21 protein-coding genes and 2 tRNA genes are annotated in these 18,760 nt (G+C 73.6%); 14 read left to right on the top strand and 9 right to left on the bottom strand.

Going from position 1 to position 18,760, the window contains the following annotated elements; all coding sequences use genetic code 11:
- Nucleotides 1-4: 4 nt before the first annotated feature.
- The 7 genes from ACWIYF_RS05540 to ACWIYF_RS05510 all read left to right on the top strand — a co-directional run bounded on the left by ACWIYF_RS05540 (nt 5) and on the right by ACWIYF_RS05510 (nt 5,517).
- On the top strand, nt 5-613 hold the full coding sequence (locus ACWIYF_RS05540; protein ID WP_448627115.1) for a hypothetical protein: 609 nt from the start codon (nt 5-7) through the stop codon (nt 611-613).
- Nucleotides 610-1,554, top strand: a complete 945-nt coding sequence (locus ACWIYF_RS05535; RefSeq protein WP_448627114.1) for an NAD-dependent epimerase/dehydratase family protein — start codon at nt 610-612, stop codon at nt 1,552-1,554. The genes ACWIYF_RS05540 and ACWIYF_RS05535 overlap by 4 nt, the downstream gene beginning before the upstream one ends.
- The gene (locus ACWIYF_RS05530; RefSeq protein ID WP_448627113.1) at nt 1,547-2,005 is read left to right on the top strand and encodes a hypothetical protein; all 459 of its coding nucleotides are present in this window, start codon (nt 1,547-1,549) and stop codon (nt 2,003-2,005) included. The genes ACWIYF_RS05535 and ACWIYF_RS05530 overlap by 8 nt, the downstream gene beginning before the upstream one ends.
- A gap of 97 nt (nt 2,006-2,102) precedes the next feature.
- Nucleotides 2,103-3,122, top strand: a complete 1,020-nt coding sequence (locus ACWIYF_RS05525) for an NAD(P)-dependent alcohol dehydrogenase (RefSeq protein ID WP_448627112.1) — start codon at nt 2,103-2,105, stop codon at nt 3,120-3,122.
- On the top strand, nt 3,119-3,880 hold the full coding sequence (locus ACWIYF_RS05520) for a DUF4389 domain-containing protein (RefSeq protein ID WP_448627111.1): 762 nt from the start codon (nt 3,119-3,121) through the stop codon (nt 3,878-3,880). Before ACWIYF_RS05525 ends, ACWIYF_RS05520 begins: the two co-directional genes overlap by 4 nt.
- A gap of 153 nt (nt 3,881-4,033) precedes the next feature.
- A complete protein-coding gene (locus ACWIYF_RS05515; protein ID WP_448627110.1) occupies nt 4,034-4,738 on the top strand; it encodes a hypothetical protein in 705 nt (234 codons plus the stop codon).
- On the top strand, nt 4,735-5,517 hold the full coding sequence (locus tag ACWIYF_RS05510) for a DUF2306 domain-containing protein (protein ID WP_448627109.1): 783 nt from the start codon (nt 4,735-4,737) through the stop codon (nt 5,515-5,517). Before ACWIYF_RS05515 ends, ACWIYF_RS05510 begins: the two co-directional genes overlap by 4 nt.
- 259 nt (nt 5,518-5,776) lie before the next feature.
- Here the strand turns inward: ACWIYF_RS05510 and ACWIYF_RS05505 are convergent.
- Nucleotides 5,777-5,853 (bottom strand) — tRNA-Met (locus tag ACWIYF_RS05505).
- Nucleotides 5,854-6,020: 167 nt separating this feature from the next.
- On the opposite strand from ACWIYF_RS05505, the gene ACWIYF_RS05500 reads away from it, so the two are divergent.
- From ACWIYF_RS05500 to ACWIYF_RS05490, 3 genes are read left to right on the top strand one after another with little or no spacing between them, the layout of a single operon-like run.
- Nucleotides 6,021-6,488, top strand: coding sequence for a hypothetical protein (locus ACWIYF_RS05500; protein ID WP_448627108.1), 468 nt, complete (start codon nt 6,021-6,023; stop codon nt 6,486-6,488).
- Nucleotides 6,489-6,524: 36 nt separating this feature from the next.
- Entirely contained in the window at nt 6,525-6,797 is a 273-nt protein-coding gene (locus ACWIYF_RS05495; RefSeq protein ID WP_448627107.1) for a hypothetical protein, read from the top strand.
- Nucleotides 6,788-7,432, top strand: coding sequence for a LuxR C-terminal-related transcriptional regulator (locus ACWIYF_RS05490; protein WP_448627106.1), 645 nt, complete (start codon nt 6,788-6,790; stop codon nt 7,430-7,432). The genes ACWIYF_RS05495 and ACWIYF_RS05490 overlap by 10 nt, the downstream gene beginning before the upstream one ends.
- 53 nt (nt 7,433-7,485) lie before the next feature.
- On the opposite strand, the gene ACWIYF_RS05485 is transcribed toward ACWIYF_RS05490, so the two are convergent.
- The 3 genes from ACWIYF_RS05485 to ACWIYF_RS05475 form a co-directional block, all read right to left on the bottom strand.
- Nucleotides 7,486-7,562 (bottom strand) — tRNA-Met (locus ACWIYF_RS05485).
- A gap of 75 nt (nt 7,563-7,637) precedes the next feature.
- Nucleotides 7,638-10,595 (bottom strand): UPF0182 family membrane protein, encoded by a 2,958-nt coding sequence (locus tag ACWIYF_RS05480; RefSeq protein ID WP_448628726.1) that lies wholly within the window; start codon nt 10,593-10,595, stop codon nt 7,638-7,640.
- A gap of 178 nt (nt 10,596-10,773) precedes the next feature.
- A complete protein-coding gene (locus tag ACWIYF_RS05475) occupies nt 10,774-11,796 on the bottom strand; it encodes a YlbL family protein (RefSeq protein ID WP_448627105.1) in 1,023 nt (340 codons plus the stop codon).
- 145 nt (nt 11,797-11,941) lie between these two features.
- Here ACWIYF_RS05475 and ACWIYF_RS05470 point away from each other — a divergent pair, with 145 nt between their 5' ends.
- The gene (locus ACWIYF_RS05470; RefSeq protein WP_448627104.1) at nt 11,942-13,336 is read left to right on the top strand and encodes a zinc-dependent metalloprotease; all 1,395 of its coding nucleotides are present in this window, start codon (nt 11,942-11,944) and stop codon (nt 13,334-13,336) included.
- A gap of 28 nt (nt 13,337-13,364) precedes the next feature.
- Here the strand turns inward: ACWIYF_RS05470 and ACWIYF_RS05465 are convergent, their stop codons facing one another.
- Nucleotides 13,365-14,024, bottom strand: coding sequence for a M48 metallopeptidase family protein (locus ACWIYF_RS05465; protein WP_448627103.1), 660 nt, complete (start codon nt 14,022-14,024; stop codon nt 13,365-13,367).
- 406 nt (nt 14,025-14,430) lie between these two features.
- Between ACWIYF_RS05465 and ACWIYF_RS05460 the strand changes: the two genes are divergently transcribed.
- From ACWIYF_RS05460 to ACWIYF_RS05450, 3 genes are all read left to right on the top strand, one after another.
- Nucleotides 14,431-14,583 (top strand): DUF5679 domain-containing protein, encoded by a 153-nt coding sequence (locus ACWIYF_RS05460; protein WP_448627102.1) that lies wholly within the window; start codon nt 14,431-14,433, stop codon nt 14,581-14,583.
- 108 nt (nt 14,584-14,691) lie between these two features.
- Nucleotides 14,692-15,810, top strand: coding sequence for a ThiF family adenylyltransferase (locus tag ACWIYF_RS05455; protein WP_448627101.1), 1,119 nt, complete (start codon nt 14,692-14,694; stop codon nt 15,808-15,810).
- Between the two features lie 160 nt (nt 15,811-15,970).
- Nucleotides 15,971-17,299 (top strand): ABC1 kinase family protein, encoded by a 1,329-nt coding sequence (locus ACWIYF_RS05450; RefSeq protein ID WP_448627100.1) that lies wholly within the window; start codon nt 15,971-15,973, stop codon nt 17,297-17,299.
- Between the two features lie 87 nt (nt 17,300-17,386).
- Here the strand turns inward: ACWIYF_RS05450 and ACWIYF_RS05445 are convergent, their stop codons facing one another.
- The 4 genes from ACWIYF_RS05445 to ACWIYF_RS05430 form a co-directional block, all read right to left on the bottom strand.
- Nucleotides 17,387-17,590 carry a hypothetical protein gene (locus ACWIYF_RS05445; protein ID WP_448627099.1) on the bottom strand — a complete coding sequence of 68 codons (204 nt, stop codon included), beginning with the start codon at nt 17,588-17,590 and terminating at the stop codon, nt 17,387-17,389.
- A 133-nt stretch (nt 17,591-17,723) separates the two neighbouring features.
- Nucleotides 17,724-17,888 carry a hypothetical protein gene (locus tag ACWIYF_RS05440; protein ID WP_448627098.1) on the bottom strand — a complete coding sequence of 55 codons (165 nt, stop codon included), beginning with the start codon at nt 17,886-17,888 and terminating at the stop codon, nt 17,724-17,726.
- Between the two features lie 82 nt (nt 17,889-17,970).
- Nucleotides 17,971-18,303: a WhiB family transcriptional regulator gene (locus ACWIYF_RS05435; protein WP_448627097.1), complete on the bottom strand. Its 333-nt coding sequence runs from the start codon at nt 18,301-18,303 to the stop codon at nt 17,971-17,973.
- Nucleotides 18,304-18,446: 143 nt separating this feature from the next.
- Entirely contained in the window at nt 18,447-18,734 is a 288-nt protein-coding gene (locus tag ACWIYF_RS05430; RefSeq protein ID WP_448627096.1) for a hypothetical protein, read from the bottom strand.
- Nucleotides 18,735-18,760 lie beyond the last annotated feature (26 nt).

The raw sequence follows: 18,760 nt of genomic DNA, 5'->3' as shown, positions 1-18,760 counted from the left end.
TGCCGTGACCGTTCTCGCTCGATCTCGAACGTCTCGCCTGCGTCGATGGCTCATCTGGACCGCAGGATTCCTCGCCTTCCCGATCGCGGGGCTGGCCGGGACGGGGGTCGCCGGCCGTGCCGACAGCCCGCTCGCGGCACTTCTCGGTGGGGCGGTCGCCGGCCTCGTCATCGGCGTCGGGCAGACGCTGGCCAGCCTGGGGCGGCTCGACATCCGCAGGTGGGTGCCGGCCACCGGCATCGGCATGGGCCTGGGTCTGCTGCTGGGCGCCGTCACAGTCGGCTACGACACCTCCCTGGCCGACCTGGCGCTGATGGGCGCCCTCACCGGCCTGATCCTCGGGCCCACGCAGGCCCTCGCACTGCCCCGCGGCACCCGGCTGCGCTGGCTGTGGGCCGCCGCGCTGCCCGCGCTGTGGGCGCTGGGCTGGACGACCACCACCCTGGGCGGGATCGCCGTGGACAAGCAGTTCACCGTCTTCGGCGCCTACGGAGCGATCACCTTCTCCGCCCTGTCCGGGCTGCTCCTGCTGCTGCTCCTGCCCGACCGCCCGGCAGCCGGCTTCCCTGCGACAGCCGCACCGGCGCCGGCACCGAGCGAGGCACGGGCATGACCGCCGCCCCACGGCACGTCGTGTTCGGTACCGGCGCGATCGGCCTGGCCACTCTCGACGCGCTGCGCCGCCGCGGGGAGACGGCCCGCCTGGTCAACCGCTCCGGGTCCGCCCGCGTCCCCGACGACGTCGAGGTCATCGGCGGGGACGCCGGCGACCCGGCCTTCAGCACCGAGGTCGCGGGGGGAGCCGGCGTCGTCTACCAGACGCTCAACCCGCCCTACTCGGAGTGGACCACGCAGTTCCCACGGTTGCAGGCCGGCGTGCTGGCCGCGGCCGAGGCCACCGGTGCCCGCCTGGTCAGCATGGAGAACGTCTACACCTACGGCCGCCCCGCCGGCCGCGTGCTCACCGAGGACCTGCCCGACGGTGCACACACCAGGAAGGGACAGCTGCGCGGCAGGATGGCCCGCGACCTGCTTGCCGCCCACGCCGCCGGACGCGTCGAGGTGGCGATCGGCCGCGCCTCGGACTACTTCGGGCCTCGCGGCGGCGCCCAGTCCAACCTGGGCGACCGCGTCTTCCCCGCCGCGCTGGCCGGCAAGACCGCCTCGGTGCTCGGCGACCCCGACCAGCCGCACACCTACACCTTCATCCCCGACATCGGCGAAGGCCTGGCCGTCCTCGGCGAGCACCCCGACGCCCCCGGACAGGTGTGGCACCTGCCCAACGATCCGGACACCCGCACCACCCGTCAGCTGGTCGACATCGTCTACGGGCTGGCCGGCCACCCGGGCGGCAGGCTCCGCGCGATGCCCTCGCTCGTGCTGCGGGCACTGGGCCTGATCAACCCGATCATGCGGGAGCTGGTCGAGATGCAGTACCAGTTCGCCGAGCCGTTCATCGTCGACAGCAGCAAGATCACCAACAAGCTCGGCATCGAGGCCACCCCGGTCGAGCAGGCCCTCGCCGACACACTGCAGAGCTACCGCGATGGCTGACACCGACATCGTCTGGCCGGTCGGCACCACCGACCAGGACCCGGACCTCGCCGACCGCCCGCTCGTCTTCCATCCGAAGGGCTTCCTGGTCGCCATCCTCCCCGGCCCCGATGAGGCCGACCAGGCTGAGGCGGCGCTGCGCACCGCCGGGTTCGCCGACCAGGACCTCCGCATCTTCACCGGCGAGCAGATCCTCGCCGACTACCGCCGCTACCTCGCGCGGATGGGTCCGACCCGCCGCGTCGCCGCGGCGGTCACCGACGACCAGGAGACCCTCGACCTCTACCACGGGCACGCCCGCGACGGCCGCGCAGCGCTGTGGGTCCACGTCACCGACGACGACGAGGCCAACCGCGCCATCCGCGGCCTCTCCGGCTGCCGCACGCTGCACATCCGCCACTACGGCCGCCGCCGGCAGAGCGACTTCGTCCTGCAGCGCCCCACCTCCTGAACGACCCGGTCACCGACGAGAGAAGACAGTCCCGATGGAGATCACGCAGTCCAACGCGCTCAGAGACTCGCCTGGCTCGGCCGGCGGCCCGAGGACCATGACGTCGGTCATCCAGGACCGCTACGGCCCTGCACCGGAAGACGTCCTCGATCTGCGGGAGGTCGACCTGCCGACCATCGGGGAAGAGACGGTCCTGGTGCGGGTGCACGCCGCCAGCGTCGACCGCGGCACCTGGCACATCATGGCCGGACTGCCCTACCCCATCCGCCTCGCCGGCTTCGGCCTCCGCCGTCCCAAGTACGCCAACCCAGGACGGAGTCTGGCGGGCACGATCGAGGCCGTCGGGGCCGCCGTGACCGGCTTCGCAGTGGGCGAGGAGGTTTTCGGCGTCGGCGACGCCACCTTCGCCGAGTACGCCCGCGCCCGACCGGACAAGCTCGCCGCCAAGCCGGCGAACGTCACCTTCGACCAGGCGGCAGCCGTTCCTGTCTCCGGGCTCACCGCGCTGCAGGCCGTCCGCGACCACGGACGGGTTCAGGCGGGCGAACATGTGCTGGTGCTCGGCGCCTCCGGCGGGGTCGGCAGCTTCGCCGTGCAGATCGCCAAGTCGTTCGGGGCCGAGGTCACCGGCGTGTGCAGCACGGCGAAGGCCGACGCGGTCCGGGCGCTGGGCGCCGACCACGTCATCGACTACACCCGCCAGGACGCCACCGACGGCCGGCACCGCTACGACGTCGTCCTCGACACCGGCGGCAACCGCCGACTGTCCCAGCTCCGCCGCGCGCTCACCCCGCGAGGACGGCTGGTCATCGTCGGCGGCGAGACCGACGGACGGTGGCTCGGCGGCAGCGACCGCCAGATCCGGGCCACGCTGCTGTCGGCGTTCATCGGCCAAGAGCTCGGCACCTTCGTCGCGTCGGAGAACGCCGGAGACCTCAGCGCTCTGCGCGAACTCATCGAGGCCGGCACGGTCACCCCCGCCGTCGACCGGACCTACCCGCTCACCGGCGTCGCCGCGGCGATCCGTCACCTGCTCGACGGGCAGGCCCGCGGAAAGCTCGTCGTCTCCGTCGCCCCCACCACCCCCCTCACTCCGGACGCCGGGAGCACGGCATGACCGAGAACCGAACGCCCTACCCCGTCCGCGTCGACGCGTCGCTGGACCCGTCGCTGTCCCGCGGGCTGTGGCTGATCAAGTGGCTGCTGCTCATCCCGCACGTCGTCGTGCTGTTCTTCCTGTGGGTGGCGTTCGCCGTCGTCACGGTGATCGCCTTCTTCGCGATCCTGTTCACCGGCAGCTATCCACGGTCGCTGTTCGACTTCAACGTCGGGGTCATGCGCTGGTCCTGGCGGGTGCACCACTACGGCTACTGGGCGCTGGGCACCGACCGCTATCCGCCGTTCACCCTGGCCGAGGTGCCGGACTACCCGGCGCACCTCGACGTCGCCTATCCCGAACGGCTGTCCCGGGGGCTCATCTTCGTGAAGTGGCTGCTGGCCATTCCGCACTTCCTCGTCCTCGCCATCTTCGTCGGCGGCGGGCTGTGGCTGGGGACCCGCGCCGGCGACGCCAACGACAGCTGGGACAACGGCGCGAACGCCGGCTGGAGCCTGGTCGGCCTGCTCGTCCTGATCGCCGCGGTCGTGCTGCTGTTCACCGGCCACTACCCCAAGCCGCTCTACGACTTCGTCCTCGGCATGGACCGGTGGGCGCTGCGGGTCGGGGCCTACGCGGCGCTGATGACCGACCGCTACCCACCCTTCCGGCTCGACACCGGCGGCACCGACCCCGGCTCCGTTCCCACACGGCCCGTCACACCGCCGCCTCCCGTGCCGACCACGCCGCCGCCGGCCCCTGTCGCCCCCATGAGCTGAGGCCCCGTACCAGTCGTCAAACGCACCGGACGTAGGGCCGCGGCGGTGCTCCGGCGAAGCCGACGCCACCCAAGCCGCCATCGCGCACCACGCGGCGGCAACACAGAAGCGCTCGGTCGCCGCGGGCTCGCCTCCCGAACACAGGAGCCCCAGATGTACCCGGAACGCGACCCGACTGTCAGCCTCTCCCTCCTCATCCGGGCAGCCGCCGTCGCGGCGGTCGCCGCAGGCGCGCTCTTCATCGGAATCCAGATCGGCCATCCCCCGCTCGACCTCACCACCATCGCCACAACCGAAGTGGCGGTCCGCAACAGCTCGAAGGTCCTGATGGCCGTGCTGGCGCTGGCCGGTATCACCGGCATGTACCTGAGCCAGATCCGCCGCAACGGAGTCCTCGGACTCGTGGGCTACCTGATCCTGGCAGCGGGCTACCTGCTCATCATGAGCTCCACCTTCGGCTTGGCGTACGTCCTGCCCTCGCTCGCCGAGACCGATCCGTCCTACGTCAGTGACGTCCTCACGACGGTCACCGGCGGCACGGCCACCGGCGACATCGGCGTCCTGGGCACGTTGTTCCTGGTCCAGAGCGTGTGCTTCCTAGCGGGCGGCCTGGTCTTCGGTGTCGCCTTGTACCGGGCCCACGTCCTCGCCCGCTGGGCGAGCGCACTTCTCGCGGTCGGTGGCCTGGTCACCGCCGTCCTCTCGCTGATGCCGGACGCCTTGTACCGGCTGCTGGCGGTCCCGAACGGCATCGCGCTGATCGCCCTCGGGTACTCGCTGTGGCGATCCCAGCGGCAGGCCGACGACCCGACGGTGTTCGCCGTTGTGGGTCACCCTGAGCGGACCGCAGTTCGATGACGTTCTGGCGCTCGACGTGGCGTGTGCCGATCGCCCTGGTGGCGCTCGGCGCCGTTCCGGTGATCGCCGGCGCCCTGCGCCTCGTCGAGCTGTCCGGCGGGACGACCGCGATGGTGTCCGATGCCCGGTACGACGCAACGCCGCTGCCGGTGGTGCTGCACATCGTTTGCGCCGCGGTGTTCGCCATCGCCGGCGCCTTCCAGTTCGCCCCGCGGCTGCGCCGTCACCGGCCCGGCTGGCACCGCCGAGCCGGCCGAGTGCTGGTCGTCGCCGGGCTCGGGGTGGCGCTGTCGGCGCTGTGGCTGAACCAGTACTTCCCGCGCGCGGGTGCCACCCGCGAGCTGCTGTACCCGTTGCGACTGGTGTTCGGCGTGGCGATGGTGGCCACCCTCGTCCTCGGGTTCTTCGCGGCGCGGCGCCGCGACTTCGCCCATCACCGGGCGTGGATGATCCGCAGCTACGCCATCGGCCTCGTCGCCGGCACCCAGATCTTCACCCTCGGCATCGGTGAAGCGGTCTTCGGCATCGGCGAGCTGACCACTGCGCTCCTGCTGGCCGCGGCCTGGGGGATCAACCTGACGGTCGCCGAGCGAGCGATCCGCAACCGGCCCCGCCGTCGTACGTCCGCGAGCACCGCCCGGACGGCGCCCATCGACCAGGCCGCGCCGGACGGCGGAGCCACGATCAATCCCCGCCGGCCGGTCCACGACCTGGAGGTAGCACCGCAGCCGCCGGGCAACCGGGAGTCAGGGGCAGCACGCGCGGCGAGCCGCCCGTAGCGGCGCCGCCCCGGTCACCACCAAGCTCTCCCGGTCCTGTGTCGCGCTGCCACTGGAGTCCCCACACCAAAGGGAAAGGGCGCGACAGCACGCAGCAGCACGTCACTCGCCGCGTCGGCGCGCGTGTCCGTGATGAGACTGCTCGGCTCGGGAACCGCGACGGTGGCGGACCGGAGTGACCGACGTCTCCATGACACTGCCCGGAGATCCATGCACAGACGACAGGGGCCCTCACAGTCACTGTGAGAGCCCCTGTACCTGGTAGCGGGGGCAGGATTCGAACCTGCGACCTCTGGGTTATGAGCCCAGCGAGCTACCGAGCTGCTCCACCCCGCGTCGTGCCTCCACCGTACACGCGTCTGCGCGAGTGGGCGGCGGGCACCTCTGCGCGCAGGCCGCCGCCGCGAGCACCGTGTGACGGCTGGGGGCTGCCGTGACGGAGCGGTTCTGGTCCGACGCGCGCCTGCTGGAGCGTGTCCGTCCGGCGACCTACAGTCGCGAACGTGAAGGGGGACAAGGCGACGAGCTCGTTCGCCGGAGAGCCCCAACCCGTGGAGGTCCACCACCGCGGCATCTGGTACTCCGGCGAGCTGCTGGGCTGGCGGTTCGACGACTCCGGCCGCGCCCTGGCGCGCGTGCGGTGCGTCGTCGACGGGCTGCGGCACTCGGCGTGGAAGGAACTGGCCGACCTCCGGCTGCCCGAGCCGGAGAGCACGAGGACGACGGCGGCGGCTCCCGCGGCCGCCCCCGGGCGGACGCCTCCGCCGCCGGTGGTGCACTGGGCGGCGATCGGCCGGCACGAGACCGCCCGGCCGTCCTGGACCCCGGACCGCGCCCGGCAGCACCCCTTCGAGGATGACGACACCCGGCCGCACGCGCTGCTCGTCGACCGTGACCTGCCCCGCCGCCCGCCGGTCCCCCGGCCGGCCCCCGCGTCCCGACCGGCCCGGGACCCCCTCGGCCGCGCCTGACCCGAGCGGCTGCGGCCGCTCGTCCCGCGTCGCCCGTTGCCGCCGTTTCCGGAGCGGTGCGGCCGGGAGGCCGAGACGGCCGCCTACGTCGTCGTGGCGGAAGCCGTCGCCGACGCCGCCCGCCGGTCGGCCACCTACGCGACCGTGCGGGTCCGCCGGCCCGGCGGGCCGCTGGTCGTCAGCGTGACCGACGACGGGACCGCGCCCGATCCGGAGCGGCTGGTGCTCGTCGCCGACCGGGTCGAGGCGCTCGGCGGACGGCTGTCCGTCGGACCGGGCGGGGTGCGGGCGGAGATCCCGTGCGGGTAGTCGTCGCCGACGACGCGGTGCTCGTCCGCGAGGGGATCGCGTCGCTGCTGCGGTCCTCCGGGGTCGAGGTCGTCGCCCAGTCCGGCAACGCCGAGCACCTGCAGCGCGACGTCCGGGAGCACCGGCCGGACGTCGCGGTCGTCGACATCAAGATGCCACCGACCCACACCGACGAGGGACTCGTCGCGGCGCAGCGCATCCGCCAGGAGCAGCCGGACGTCGGCGTCCTCGTGCTCTCGCAGTACCTCGAGCCGACGTACGCGACGCGGCTGGTCGCCGAGCACCCCGAGAAGGTCGGCTACCTGCTCAAGGAACGGGTGTTCAGCGGGGACGTGCTCGTCCTTGCGCTGCAGCGGATCCGGGACGGCGAGACCGTGGTCGACCCCACGATCGTGTCGATGCTCTTCGGCCGGCGACGCCGGGAGGACCCGCTCGCCGTGCTCAGCGCCCGGGAGCGGGAGGTGCTCGCCCAGGTGGCCGAGGGGCTGTCCAACCGGGCGATCGCCGCCCGCCTGTTCGTGACGGAGCGGACGGTGGAGGCGCACGTGGGCCAGATCTTCACCAAGCTCCGGCTGCCGGAGTCGCCGGACGCCCACCGTCGCGCGCTGGCCGTCCTCACGTTCCTGCGCAGTTGAGCGGGGCCGGAACGACGAAGGACCCCGGCCCATCGGGCCGGGGTCCTTCGTGGTGGTAGCGGGGGCAGGATTCGAACCTGCGACCTCTGGGTTATGAGCCCAGCGAGCTACCGAGCTGCTCCACCCCGCGTCGGTGTCTTCACGGTACCAGGGTTCCGGGCGGGCGCGGCGAGGGCTTCGTCACCCTGCCGCGCCCGCCCCGGGCTCACCCGGTCGGCGAGGCGGCCGCCTGGGCCGCCTGGTAGGCCTCGACCGCCTGCTGCAGCCGGTCGAGCGCCTCGCCGGTGGCGGCGAAGTCGCCGCTGCGCAGCGCCTCCTGGTAGGCCTCCAGCGCGCTGTTCATGTCCGCGACGGCCTGGTCGAGGTCCGGGTTGCTGCCCCCGCCGTTGCCGGCGTCCGGCGCCGGGGCGGGCGTCGGTGTCGGCGTGGGTGTGGGCGTCGCCGTCCCGCCGTCGGTCCCGTCGTCCTGCGGCGTCTCGCCGCCGCTGTCGACCGCCGACGAGCCCGCTCCGGCTCCGAAGACCTGGTCCAGCGCCTCGCCGAGGGTGTCGGCGTAGCCCACCCGGTCGCCGTAGTTGACCAGCACCTTCTGCAGCAGCGGGAAGGAGTTCTCCCCGCGGCCCTGGACGTAGAGCGGTTCGACGTAGAGCAGGCCGTTCTCCCCGATCGGCAGCGTGAGGAGGTTGCCGAAGACGGCCCGGGACTCCTGGCTGTTGAACAGGGTCAGGTCCGGTCTGACCTGGTTGTTGGTGATGAACGACTGCTGCACCTGCCGCGGGCCGCGGAACGGCGTGTTGCCCGGCAGCCGCAGCACCTGGATCTCGCCGTAGCTCTGCGGATCGCTGGACGCGGAGATGAACGACGACAGGTTGTCCCGCCGGAAGGCGTTGAGCGCGCTCGTGAGCTGGAAGCTCGCCTGCCGGTCACCCGGCCGCTGGGCGAGGATGTAGTACGGCGGCTGGGCGTCCTGCGTGTCCTGGGTCGGGTCGTCCGGCACCTGCCACCGGTCGCTCTGGTTGTAGAAGTCGGTCGGGTCGGAGACGTGGTAGCGGGTGAGGATGTCCCGCTGCAGCTTGAACAGGTCCTCCGGGTAGCGGACGTGGCTGACCAGCTCGGGGCTCATCTCCTCGCGCGGCTGGATCACCCCCGGGAAGGCCTTCTCGTAGGTCCGCAGGACCGGGTCGTCCGGGTCCCACGCGTACAGCGTCACCGTGCCGTCGTAGGCGTCGACGGTCGCCTTGACCGAGTTGCGGATGTAGTTGAACTGCTCGTCCGGCAGCGCGGCGGTGCCGGCCCCGGTGAGCGAGTCCTGGGCGGCCTGGCCCAGCTCCATCCGCTCCGCGTAGGGGTAGGAGTCCGACGTCGTGTAGCCGTCGAGGAGCCAGACCACGCGTCCGCCGATCACGGCCGGGTACGGGTCGCCGTCCACCTGGAGGAAGGGAGCGGCCTTCTCCACCCGCTCGCGCGGGTCACGGACGTAGAGCACGCGCGACTGGTCGTTGACGGCGCCGGAGAGCAGGAAGTTGCGCTCCCGGTAGTAGATCGCGAAGGTCAGCCGCCGGAAGAAGCTGCCGATCGCGACGCCGCCCTCGCCGTCGTAGGTGTTGTTGATCTGCCCCTCGTCGGAGCCGCTCTCCGGGCGGTCGAACTCCCGCGGGTCGGCACCCTCGGGTGCGCCGACCACCGAGTAGTTGTTGTTCATCAGCTCGCCGTAGTAGATCCGCGGCTGCTCGACGTCGATGTTTCCGGTGGTGGGCAGGTCGCGAGTGGTGAAGTTCGGCTCGCCGCCCTCCTGGCCCGCCACGACCTGGTTGGCCGGCGCGGCGACGAAGCCGTTGCCGTGCGTGTAGACGGTGTGCTGGTTGATCCAGCTGGACTGGTTCTCCGAGAGGTTGTCGACGTCGAGCTCGCGGACGGCGACCACGTAGTCGCGGGTCTCGCCGTCGATCGTGTACCGGTCGATGTCGAGCTTCTCCGGGAAGCCGTAGACGTTGCGGATCTGCTGGCGCGCGGTGAACGTGTCGGAGAGGACGTTCGGGTCCAGCAGCCGGGCGTTCGGGATGGTCTGCGTGTCGTTGCGCAGCTCGGCCTGGGCCGCCTCGGTGTCCACCGAGTCGCCGGTCGTGTCCTCGGCGTAGTCCACGTACTCGATGTCGGACAGGTCGTAGGCGGCCAGCGTCGACTGGATCGCCCGCTGGATGTACGGACCCTCCTTCTGGTCGGCGCTGGGCTTGACCACGAACTGCTGCACGATCGCCGGGTAGGCGACGCCGATCACCAGGCTGGAGATCAGCAGCAGCACCAGCGCCGCCGCCGGCAGCAGGAAGTTGCGGACGACGATGTTGGCGAAGAACGCCACGGCGCAGACGACCGCGACGAACACGAGGATGTTCTTCGGGACCAGCAGCGCGTTGACGTCGGTGTAGCTGGCGCCGGTGAAGACCTCGCCGCGGTCGGAGTAGACCAGCCCGTAGCGGTCGAGCCAGTAGGCCACCGCCTTGAGCGCGACGAACAGGCCGAGCAGCACCGACAGCTGCACCCGGGCGGCGCCCGTGAGCTTCTGGCCCGGCGTCTGCAGCCGCAGGCCGCCGAAGAGGTAGTGGGTGAGCAGCGACCCGATCAGCGCCAGCAACACGATCGCGAAGCCGAAGCCCAGCACCAGCCGCCAGAACGGGTAGTCGAAGACGAAGAAGGACAGGTCGATGCCGAACTCGGGATCGACCTGGCCGAAGTCCGTGGAGTTGCGGAAGGTCAGCCAGGTGTCCCAGCTGCCCTGCGCGGTGAAGCCGGCGAACAGGCCGAGCACCACGCCGACGATCGAGAGGACCAGCGTGCGCCGGGGCTCCAGCGACTGCCGGTAGCGCTCGAGGTTCTGCTGCTCCAGCGACATCGGCCGGAACGTCGGGCGGAACCGGTAGGCGAGGTAGATCGCCAGCGCGACCAGCCCGCCGGTGGCCACGCCCGCGACCGCGAAGAGCAGCGCACGGGTCTGCAGTTCGGTCCAGAAGACTTCGGTGTAACTGGTCTCGTCGAACCAGAGGTAGTCGACGTAGACGCTGGTCAACGTCCCGATGGCCGTGAACAGCACCAGCAGCACGGCGATGGCCCCGATGACCAGCTTCGCGCGCCGCGAGAGCGTGGGCACCGACACGGGGGGCCGCATGGCCACGAGCGGTCTCCTTCAGTTGCAGGGTGGCCGGGGCCACGGGCGGGGCCTGTCCGGCCCCTGTGTCTCAGGACAGAGTCATCTCAGGACAACGCACCGGACCGCCCGTGGTTCCCTCGCCGTCCGGCGATGGCGGACAGCCTCTCCCACGCGGGATGGGGCCGGCGCACGGGGCTCAGCACGAGGGCGGTGTCCGGCCGGCCTGGACGTCGGCGAGGGCGTCGAGCGCGTCGTCGAGGGTCACCACCTTCGCCATGGGGAGCCCGGGCTGCGGGGCCTGGAGCGCCTCGGCGCAGTTGTCCGCGGGGACGAGGAACAGCGTCGCGCCGATCTCGCGCGCGGAGACCATCTTCAGGCCGATCCCGCCGATCGGGCCGACGTTGCCGTCGACGTCGATCGTCCCGGTGCCGGCGATGACGTCGCCGCCGGTCAGGTCGTCGTCCCCCACCAGGTCGAGGATGCCGAGCGTCAGCATCAGCCCGGCCGACGGCCCGCCGACCTCCTGCACCTCGATGTCGACGTCGAACGGCGCCGAGGGCTGCTCGCGCACCAGCACGCCCAGCAGCGAGCCCTCGCGGTCCTCGGCCTGCTTGGTGGTGAGCGTCGCCCTCCCGGGCTCGCCGAGGCGGGTGTAGGCGACCTGGATCGACGTCCCGCCCGGGATCGAGCGCAGCACGTCGTCGAGGGTGTCGGTGTCGGGGGTCGGGCGGCCGTCGACCCCCTCGATCGCGTCGCCCTCCTCCAGCCGGCCCCGGGACGGCGAGTCGTCCGACAGGCCCTGGACGACGACCTTCTCCGGGTAGCCGAGGTGCTGCAGCGCCGCCGTCTCCGCCGCCTCCTCCGAGGTGAGGAAGGCCTCGCGGTTCTGCTGCTGGGTCTCCTCCTCGGTCTGGTCGGGCGGGTAGACCGACTCCTCGGGGACGACGCTGACCTCCGGGTCGAACCAGCCGCGGACCGCCTCGACCAGGCTCAGGCCGGCGCGGCTGACGCCGACGGTGGTCAGGTTGAGGTTGCCGCTGACGTCGTTCCGGTCACGGCCCTCGACCGAGATGATCGGCGTGCCGTCGATGTCGCCGAGCGTGTTGTACGTGGGGCCGGGGACCTCCGCCACGTACGGCACCGGCACCGCCGCGCCGAGCAGTCCGAAGACCACCAGCAGGACGGCACCGATCATCGCCACGGCGCTCCGACGGGTCACGTCGTGCGAGCCTATGCGAAGGACCTCCTGCCCCCCGCCACTCGCAGGCTCGCGGCGCGACCCTGCAGGAGGCCGTCCTCCGGGTGTCCGCTCAGGGCGGACGCGGGCCGCCGCCACGGGAAGATCACGCGTCTACCGTGGGGGCATGAGCGACCTGCCGTTCGGCTTCGGGCCCGCCGACCGCGACCCCGAGGGCAACGATCCAGAGCGCAGGGACCCCGCGCGCCAGCCCTCCCCCGCCGACCCCTTCGGCTTCGGTGCCCTGTTCGGCGGCGGCGCCGGCGCGGGCTCGCCCGAGGACCTCCTCGGCAAGATGCCGCTGTTCGCCGAGCTGCAGAAGCTGATGAACTGGTCCGGCGGCCCGGTGAACTGGGACCTCGCCCGCCAGGGGGCGATCAGCCAGCTCGCGGCCGGTCACCAGCCCACGTCGGAGGCCGAGCGCGCCGCCGTCGCCGAGGCGCTGCGGCTGGCCGACCTGTGGCTCGACCAGGCCACGGACCTCCCGTCGGGCATCGACCGCGCGCTGGCCTGGTCGCGGGTGGAGTGGGTGGAGCAGACCCTGCCGGCCTGGAGCGCACTCATCGACCCGCTGGCCGAGCGCGTGGTGGCCGCGATGACCAGCGCGCTGCCCCAGGAGGCGGCGAGCATGGTCGGCCCGATCGCCGGGATCATGGGGCGGATGGGCGGGCTGATGTTCGGCGCCCAGGTGGGCCAGGCGCTCGGCAAGCTCGCCGACGAGGTGGTCACCAGCACCGACGTCGGCCTGCCGCTGGCCCCTGCCGGCAGCGGCGTGCTCGTGCCGCAGAACGTCGCCGACTTCGCCGCCGGCCTCGACCGCCCGGCCGAGGAGGTGCGGCTGTTCCTCGCGCTGCGCGAGGCGGCCTCCCAGCGGCTGTTCGCGCACGTGCCGTGGCTGCGCCAGCAGGTGACCGACGCCGTCCACGCCTACGCGCGGGGCATCAACGTCGACCGCGAGGCGATCGAGCGGGGCATCGCCGAGGCCATGGGCGGCATGGGCGGCGGCCTGGACCCGAGCGACCCCGAGGCCATCCAGCGGCTGCTCGGCAGCGGCCTGCTCGAGCCCGAGGAGACCCCCGAGCAGCAGATGGCGCTGCGCCGGCTGGAGACCCTGCTGGCGCTGGTGGAGGGCTGGGTGGACACGGTGGTCGCGGCGGCCGCCGGCGAGCGGCTGCCCGGCTACTCCGCGCTGGCCGAGACGATGCGCCGCCGCCGCGCCTCCGGCGGCCCGGCCGAGCAGACCTTCGCCACGCTGGTCGGGCTGCAACTGCGGCCGCGCCGGCTGCGCGACGCGGCGACGGTCTGGGCGGCGCTGGGTCAGCAGCGCGGCATCGAGGAGCGCGACCGGCTGTGGTCGCACCCGGACCTGCTGCCGACGTCGGACGACCTCGACGAGCCGCTGGACTTCGTCGCGCGGCAGGGCATGGACGACGAGCTGGCCGCGCTCACCGCCGACGACGCGAACAAGCCGGCCGAGGAACCCCGCGACGAGGACGACGAGAACGGCCCCTCGCACACCTGACGGTCGGCCCCTGCTGCGGGGTCCTCGTTCAGTCGACGGGGTCGACGCCGTCGCCCATGTGGCCGGCGGCGTTGGCCAGCTCCACGCCCTCGAGGAAGCCGCGGGCGCGCTCGGCCTTCGGATAGCGGGCCACCAACGCCCAGAAGCGCTCGTCGTGGCCGGGCTCGAGCAGGTGCGTTAGCTCGTGCACGAGCACGTAGTCGACGACGTACTCGGGCATGGTGCGCAGCCGGCTCGACAACCGGATGCTGCCGTCGGCGGGCGTGCACGACCCCCAGCGGCGGTGCTGGTTGTCCACCCACCGGACGCTGACCGGCTGCGGGATCCCGTCGAGGTGCGCGGCCGAGAGCGCACGGGCCCGGGCCATCAGCTCCGCGTCGCCGCCGAGGGAGCGGCGGCGGCGCTCCTCGCGGGTCTGCAGCTTGGCCACCATCTGCGCGACCCAGCGCCGCTCCTCGGCGGGGCTGAACGCCGCGGGGATGAGGACGACGGTCCGGCCGAGCTCCCGGTAGGCGGTGACGGTTCGACGGCGGCGGGCGCTGCGCCGGACCTCGACGTCGGCCGGCAGCTCCCCCGCCGGGGTGCGGGCACCCCGGGCCGCGGGGACGGCACGGCCGACCGCGCGGGCGGCCGGCAGGCGGTCCGCCGGAGCGGGGCTGTCGGGAGCGTCGGGAGTCGAGCCGGGCACGGAGGCACCGTATCCACCGGCGGCCGGTTCCGCGCGCACGACGGCACCCTGTCGGGTGCGGTTCGTCCGGTCGGTGGACATCCCCGGCGCCGCACTCCCCCGATGGGCTGGACACGGGACCGTTCCACAACCGTCCGTTGCCGCGTCCGCGCAGGTGGAGGCGCCGATGGGGCGAGGATCCGGGGGTCTTTCGGCGGGTCGCCGTCCCGAGGTTCCGCACAGGGACACGCCGATCCGTCCCCACGCCGTCCACACCGTTGTCCACAGGCTGGGGACAGCTCCGGACGTCGGAGACCGCCGTTTCCGGTACCCCCACGGCAGGGAAGGCCCCTGGCCGCGGGGGTAGCGTCCCCCGCAATGGCGCCCCGGCGCGCCAGTGGGACGCCTTCGAGATCGAGGAGACACCGTGGCGGACAGCTACAACGGCTACTGCGTGAAGTGCAAGGAGAAGCGCGACTTCGAGGGTGAGGTCAAGGTCAGCGAGTCCGGCCGCCGCATGGCGCAGGGCACCTGCCCCGTGTGCGGCACCAAGATGAACCGGATCCTCGGCAAGGCCTGACCGGCCCGGTCGTCCTGACGGCGGCGTCCCGCGACGCGGGGCGCCGCCGTCGGCGTTCCTGTGGACGGCGGCAACGATCACGGCCCGGCCGCTGACACCCTGCCGTCCGTGAGCGACACCGCACATCCCCTCCTCCCCGCGTCGGTCCCGGTGCTGCGCAGCAGTCCCGACGGCGTCCAGGTCGGCGGGGTCGACTCCCGCGACGGACTCCTCGTCACGGCGGGGGGCGACTGGGTCCGAGCGCTGCTGCGCGGCCTCGACGGACGGCGCGCGCAGCGAGCGGTCCTCGCCGACGCCGACCGCGAGGGCCTCGATCCCGGCGCGGTGCGCTCGCTGCTCGGCGGGCTGCGGTCGGCCGGGCTGCTGCTCGACGTCGACCCGGCGGACCTGCTCGCCGCCGACGCCGGTCCGGCGGCGCAGGCGCGCACCGCCGCGGAGCTGCCGGACGCGTTGGCCGGCGACGGCGCCGGCTGGCGGGCCCGGCGCGCGGCCGCGGTGGTGGTGGAGGGGGCCACCCGCGTCGGCGCCCCGCTCGCGGCGCTGCTCGCGGCCAGCGGCGTCGGGCGGGTCAGCGTGCGCGACTCCGGGCTGGTCGCGGCGGGGGACGCCGTCGTGGGCGGCCTGACCGCCGCCGACGAGGGACGGCCCCGGTCGCTCGCCGCGGCCGACGCGGTGCGGCGGGTCAGCCCGCTCACCGACCTGCGGCCGCTGCCCGCGGGCGGCGCCGCCGACCTCGTGGTCCTGGCGCGGCCGTGGGCGGCGTCGGACCCGCTCGCGACCGCGGTGCACCGCGCCGGCATCCCGCACCTAGTGGCCACGGTCCGCGGCCGGACCGGCGTCGTCGGGCCGCTGGTCGTGCCGGGCGTGACCAGCTGCCTGCGGTGCGCCGACCTGCACCGGCGGGACGCCGACCCGCGGTGGCCGCAGCTGGCCGCGCAGCTGACGGCCGGCGATCCTCCCGCCGGCGGCGCGGCGGTCACCTGTCTGCTCACCGCGGCGACCGCGGCGATGCAGGTGCTCGCCTTCCTGGACGGCACCGGGTCACCGGCCGCGCTGGAGGGGACGGTGGAGCTGACACCGCCGGACCTCCTCCCCGGCGTCCGCCGCTGGCCGCCCCACCCCGGGTGCGGTTGCCTGGACGGGGCCGCTCCGGGCGGACTCCGGACCCTTTCGGATGACGCTCCGGGGACGTGCGTCGGCGCCCGCGGGGGTGGGCAGGGACAATGATCCGGTGAGCGAGGCATGCGAGCTCACCGCAGGGGACAGCAGTGCCGCGAACGCGGCCGATCAACGTCAGCGAGGAGCGCCCCGTGAGCGAGCCTGCGAGCTCACCGAGGGCACAGCAGCGCCGCGAAGGCGGCCGACGAGCGTCAGCGAGGAGCGCCGCGTGAGCGATGACGGACGGGGGATCCCGAGGGGATCGGTCACGCGGACCGCCCGCCTGGCGTCACTCCCGCTGGGCGCAGCCGGGCGGGCGACCCTGGGCATCGGCAAGCGCCTGTCCGGCCGGCCGGCCGAGGCGGTGACCGCCGAGCTGCAGCAGCGCACGGCCGAACAGCTCTTCGCCGTGCTCGGCCAGCTCAAGGGCGGGGCGATGAAGCTCGGCCAGACGCTGTCGGTGTTCGAGGCGGCGGTGCCCGACGAGGTCGCCGCGCCCTACCGCGAGGCGCTGGTCAAGCTGCAGGAGGAAGCGCCGCCGATGCCGGTGCGCACCGTGCACGCGGTGCTGGCCCAACAGCTCGGCGGCCGCTGGCGGGAGCGGTTCAAGGACTTCGACGACGCCCCCGCGGCCGCGGCGAGCATCGGACAGGTGCACCGCGCCACCTGGCGCGACGGGCGCGACGTCGCGGTCAAGATCCAGTACCCGGGCGCGGCCACCGCGCTGATGGCGGACCTGAACCAGCTCGCCCGCTTCGCGCGGGTGTTCGCCGCGCTGTTCCCCGGCATGGACGTCAAGCCGCTGATCGCCGAGCTCAAGGCCCGGGTGGTCGAGGAGCTCGACTACGGCCTGGAGGCCGACGCCCAGCGCGCGTTCGCCGCCGCCTACGCCGGTGACGCGGAGATCGCCGTCCCCCGGGTGGTGGCCAGCGCGCCGAAGGTGATCGTCTCGGAGTGGATCGACGGCACCCCGCTGTCGCGGGTGATCGCCTCGGGCACCCGGGAGGAGCGCGACCACGCCGGTCGCCTGCTGGCCGTGCTGCACTTCTCCGGGCCCGAGCGGGCCGGTCTGCTGCACGCCGACCCGCACCCGGGCAACTTCCGGCTGCTCGGCGACGGCCGGCTCGGCGTCATCGACTTCGGCGCCACCGCCCGGCTGCCCGACGGGCATCCCGAGCCGATCGGCCGGCTGCTGCGCTGGGCGCTGGAGGGCCGGGCCGAGGAGGTGCTCGCCGACCTGCGGGTCGAGGGCTTCGTGCGCCACGGGGTGGCGGTCGACGCCCAGGCGGTCCTCGACTACCTGCGGCCGCTGCTCGAGCCGATCGAGAGCAGCTCGTTCCACTTCACCCGCGCCTGGATGCAGGAGCAGGCGGCGCGGATCGCCGACCCCCGCAACGAGGCCAGCCGGCTCGGCCGCCAGCTGAACCTGCCGCCGGCCTATCTGCTCATCCACCGGGTGACCATCGGGTCGATCGGTGTCCTCTGCCAGCTCGACGCCGCCGGGAACTTCCGCGGCGTGCTCGAGGAGTGGCTGCCAGGCTTCGTCGACGGCAACTAGCCAGGCACGGGCTGCTCGCCTCCGCCCGTCGAGCGCCTGCGCGGCTCGCCCCGCATCCGACGGCGAGGTGGCCGGACCGGGAACCCGCTAGGGGTCGAGCCGGGCCTCCAGAGCGCGGACGTGCCGGCGGGCGCAGTCGGGGCAGAGCATGGTGAGCCGCTCCTCGGCGGCGGTGCGCGGGCCGGTGCGGCCGGTGGCCCGTGGCGGCCGGGTCAGCGACCAGCCGGCCACGACGTCGGCCGCGGCCCCGGTGCGGCCGCAGCCGGAGCAGCGCAGCTCGTCGGGGAGCACGCCGTCCACCCTGCCAAGACCGGCCGCGCCGGGAAAGCAGAGGGGCCGGGTCCGGACGCACCGGGAGCGTCCGGACCCGGCCCGGCGGTCGCGGGGAACCGGCCCGTCCGGTTCCCCGCCGTCGCGCACGCCGTCAGCGGACGGCGGCGCTGGCCCGGGCGGCACGCCGCGACGCGGATTCCGCGCGGCGGGCCCACCGTCGGGCCGCACGAAGCCGGCGCGCGCGGGCCGCGGCGACGGCGTCGGCCTGCAGGTCACGGATGTGACTGCGGACCAGGTCCTGCTCGAGGAAGCTCATGATCGTTCCTTCGGTCGGGAGTCCCGGCCCCCTCGGGGCGCGGGGAAGGTCTTGCGGACGGGTTCGGTCGGTCGGGCCGGTCTCATGCGGCCACCTCCTTGCGGGGACGGCCTCGCGGTCGCTTGCGGGCGATCACGACGCCGCGTTCGAAGATCTCGCCGCCCCAGACGCCCCAGGGCTCGCCACGGTCCAGGGCGCCGGCCAGGCAGGCCGCGCGCACCGGGCAGTCGGCGCAGAAGCTCTTGGCCTGCTCCAGCTGTGCCGGGCTCTCGGCGAACCACAGCTCCGGGTCCTCGACCCGGCACGGCAGCGGGCGCCGCGTCGGAGCCGGTGACAGGGCCGCCCTCGTGCGTCTCGGGGTGGGGCCGCCGGTCCGGGGGAGCCCGGTACGGCGGTGGGACATCGTCTGCTGCACTGCCGCTCTCCTCCTCGTACTCGCCTGCGACGGCCGGCGGGGGCCCGCCGACCGGTGGTCGGGGCCGGGGTGCCGCGGACATGAGAAAGGCCGCGGATCCCGGGTTCGGGTTCCGCGGCCTCGAGGAGGACCGGCGAGCGGTGCTAGCTCTTCGGTCTCCCCGGGGAGTGGATCCCGAGGGGGGTGGTGCCGTCGTTCGGGGTGATCGGGTCGTGCTGGTGGGTGGTCGGCAGGGCGGCCTGGAAGCCGATGCCCTCGATGGCCGCCCAGCGGCGCCGCGCCATGCCGGCGAAGGGCACACCGGTCCCCTGGGCGACGGCGACGGGCGCGAGCAGGGACGGGCGGACGGCGGCGCAGGCGTACGGACGCGCGACAGCGCTCCCCGAGCCGAGGACCCCGGCGGGGGCGAACGCGAACGGTGTGCTCAGCATCGGTGCCCCCTCCTCTCCGGGATCCG

Source organism: Geodermatophilus sp. URMC 64 (assembly GCF_053502555.1).
The sequence above is the reverse complement of the archived record's forward strand: the minus strand, read 5'-3'. Positions and strand labels throughout refer to the sequence as shown.

Bases quoted from the DNA above. Each gene is read 5' to 3' on its own strand.
- ACWIYF_RS05535 (WP_448627114.1), top strand. From the start codon at position 610: ATGACCGCCGCCCCACGGCACGTCGTGTTCGGTACCGGCGCGATCGGC.
- ACWIYF_RS05530 (WP_448627113.1), top strand. From the start codon at position 1,547: ATGGCTGACACCGACATCGTCTGGCCGGTCGGCACCACCGACCAGGAC.
- ACWIYF_RS05525 (WP_448627112.1), top strand. From the start codon at position 2,103: ATGACGTCGGTCATCCAGGACCGCTACGGCCCTGCACCGGAAGACGTC.
- ACWIYF_RS05520 (WP_448627111.1), top strand. From the start codon at position 3,119: ATGACCGAGAACCGAACGCCCTACCCCGTCCGCGTCGACGCGTCGCTG.
- ACWIYF_RS05515 (WP_448627110.1), top strand. From the start codon at position 4,034: ATGTACCCGGAACGCGACCCGACTGTCAGCCTCTCCCTCCTCATCCGG.
- ACWIYF_RS05510 (WP_448627109.1), top strand. From the start codon at position 4,735: ATGACGTTCTGGCGCTCGACGTGGCGTGTGCCGATCGCCCTGGTGGCG.
- ACWIYF_RS05480 (WP_448628726.1), bottom strand. From the start codon at position 10,595: ATGCGGCCCCCCGTGTCGGTGCCCACGCTCTCGCGGCGCGCGAAGCTG.
- ACWIYF_RS05470 (WP_448627104.1), top strand. From the start codon at position 11,942: ATGAGCGACCTGCCGTTCGGCTTCGGGCCCGCCGACCGCGACCCCGAG.
- ACWIYF_RS05440 (WP_448627098.1), bottom strand. From the start codon at position 17,888: ATGAGCTTCCTCGAGCAGGACCTGGTCCGCAGTCACATCCGTGACCTG.
- ACWIYF_RS05430 (WP_448627096.1), bottom strand. From the start codon at position 18,734: ATGCTGAGCACACCGTTCGCGTTCGCCCCCGCCGGGGTCCTCGGCTCG.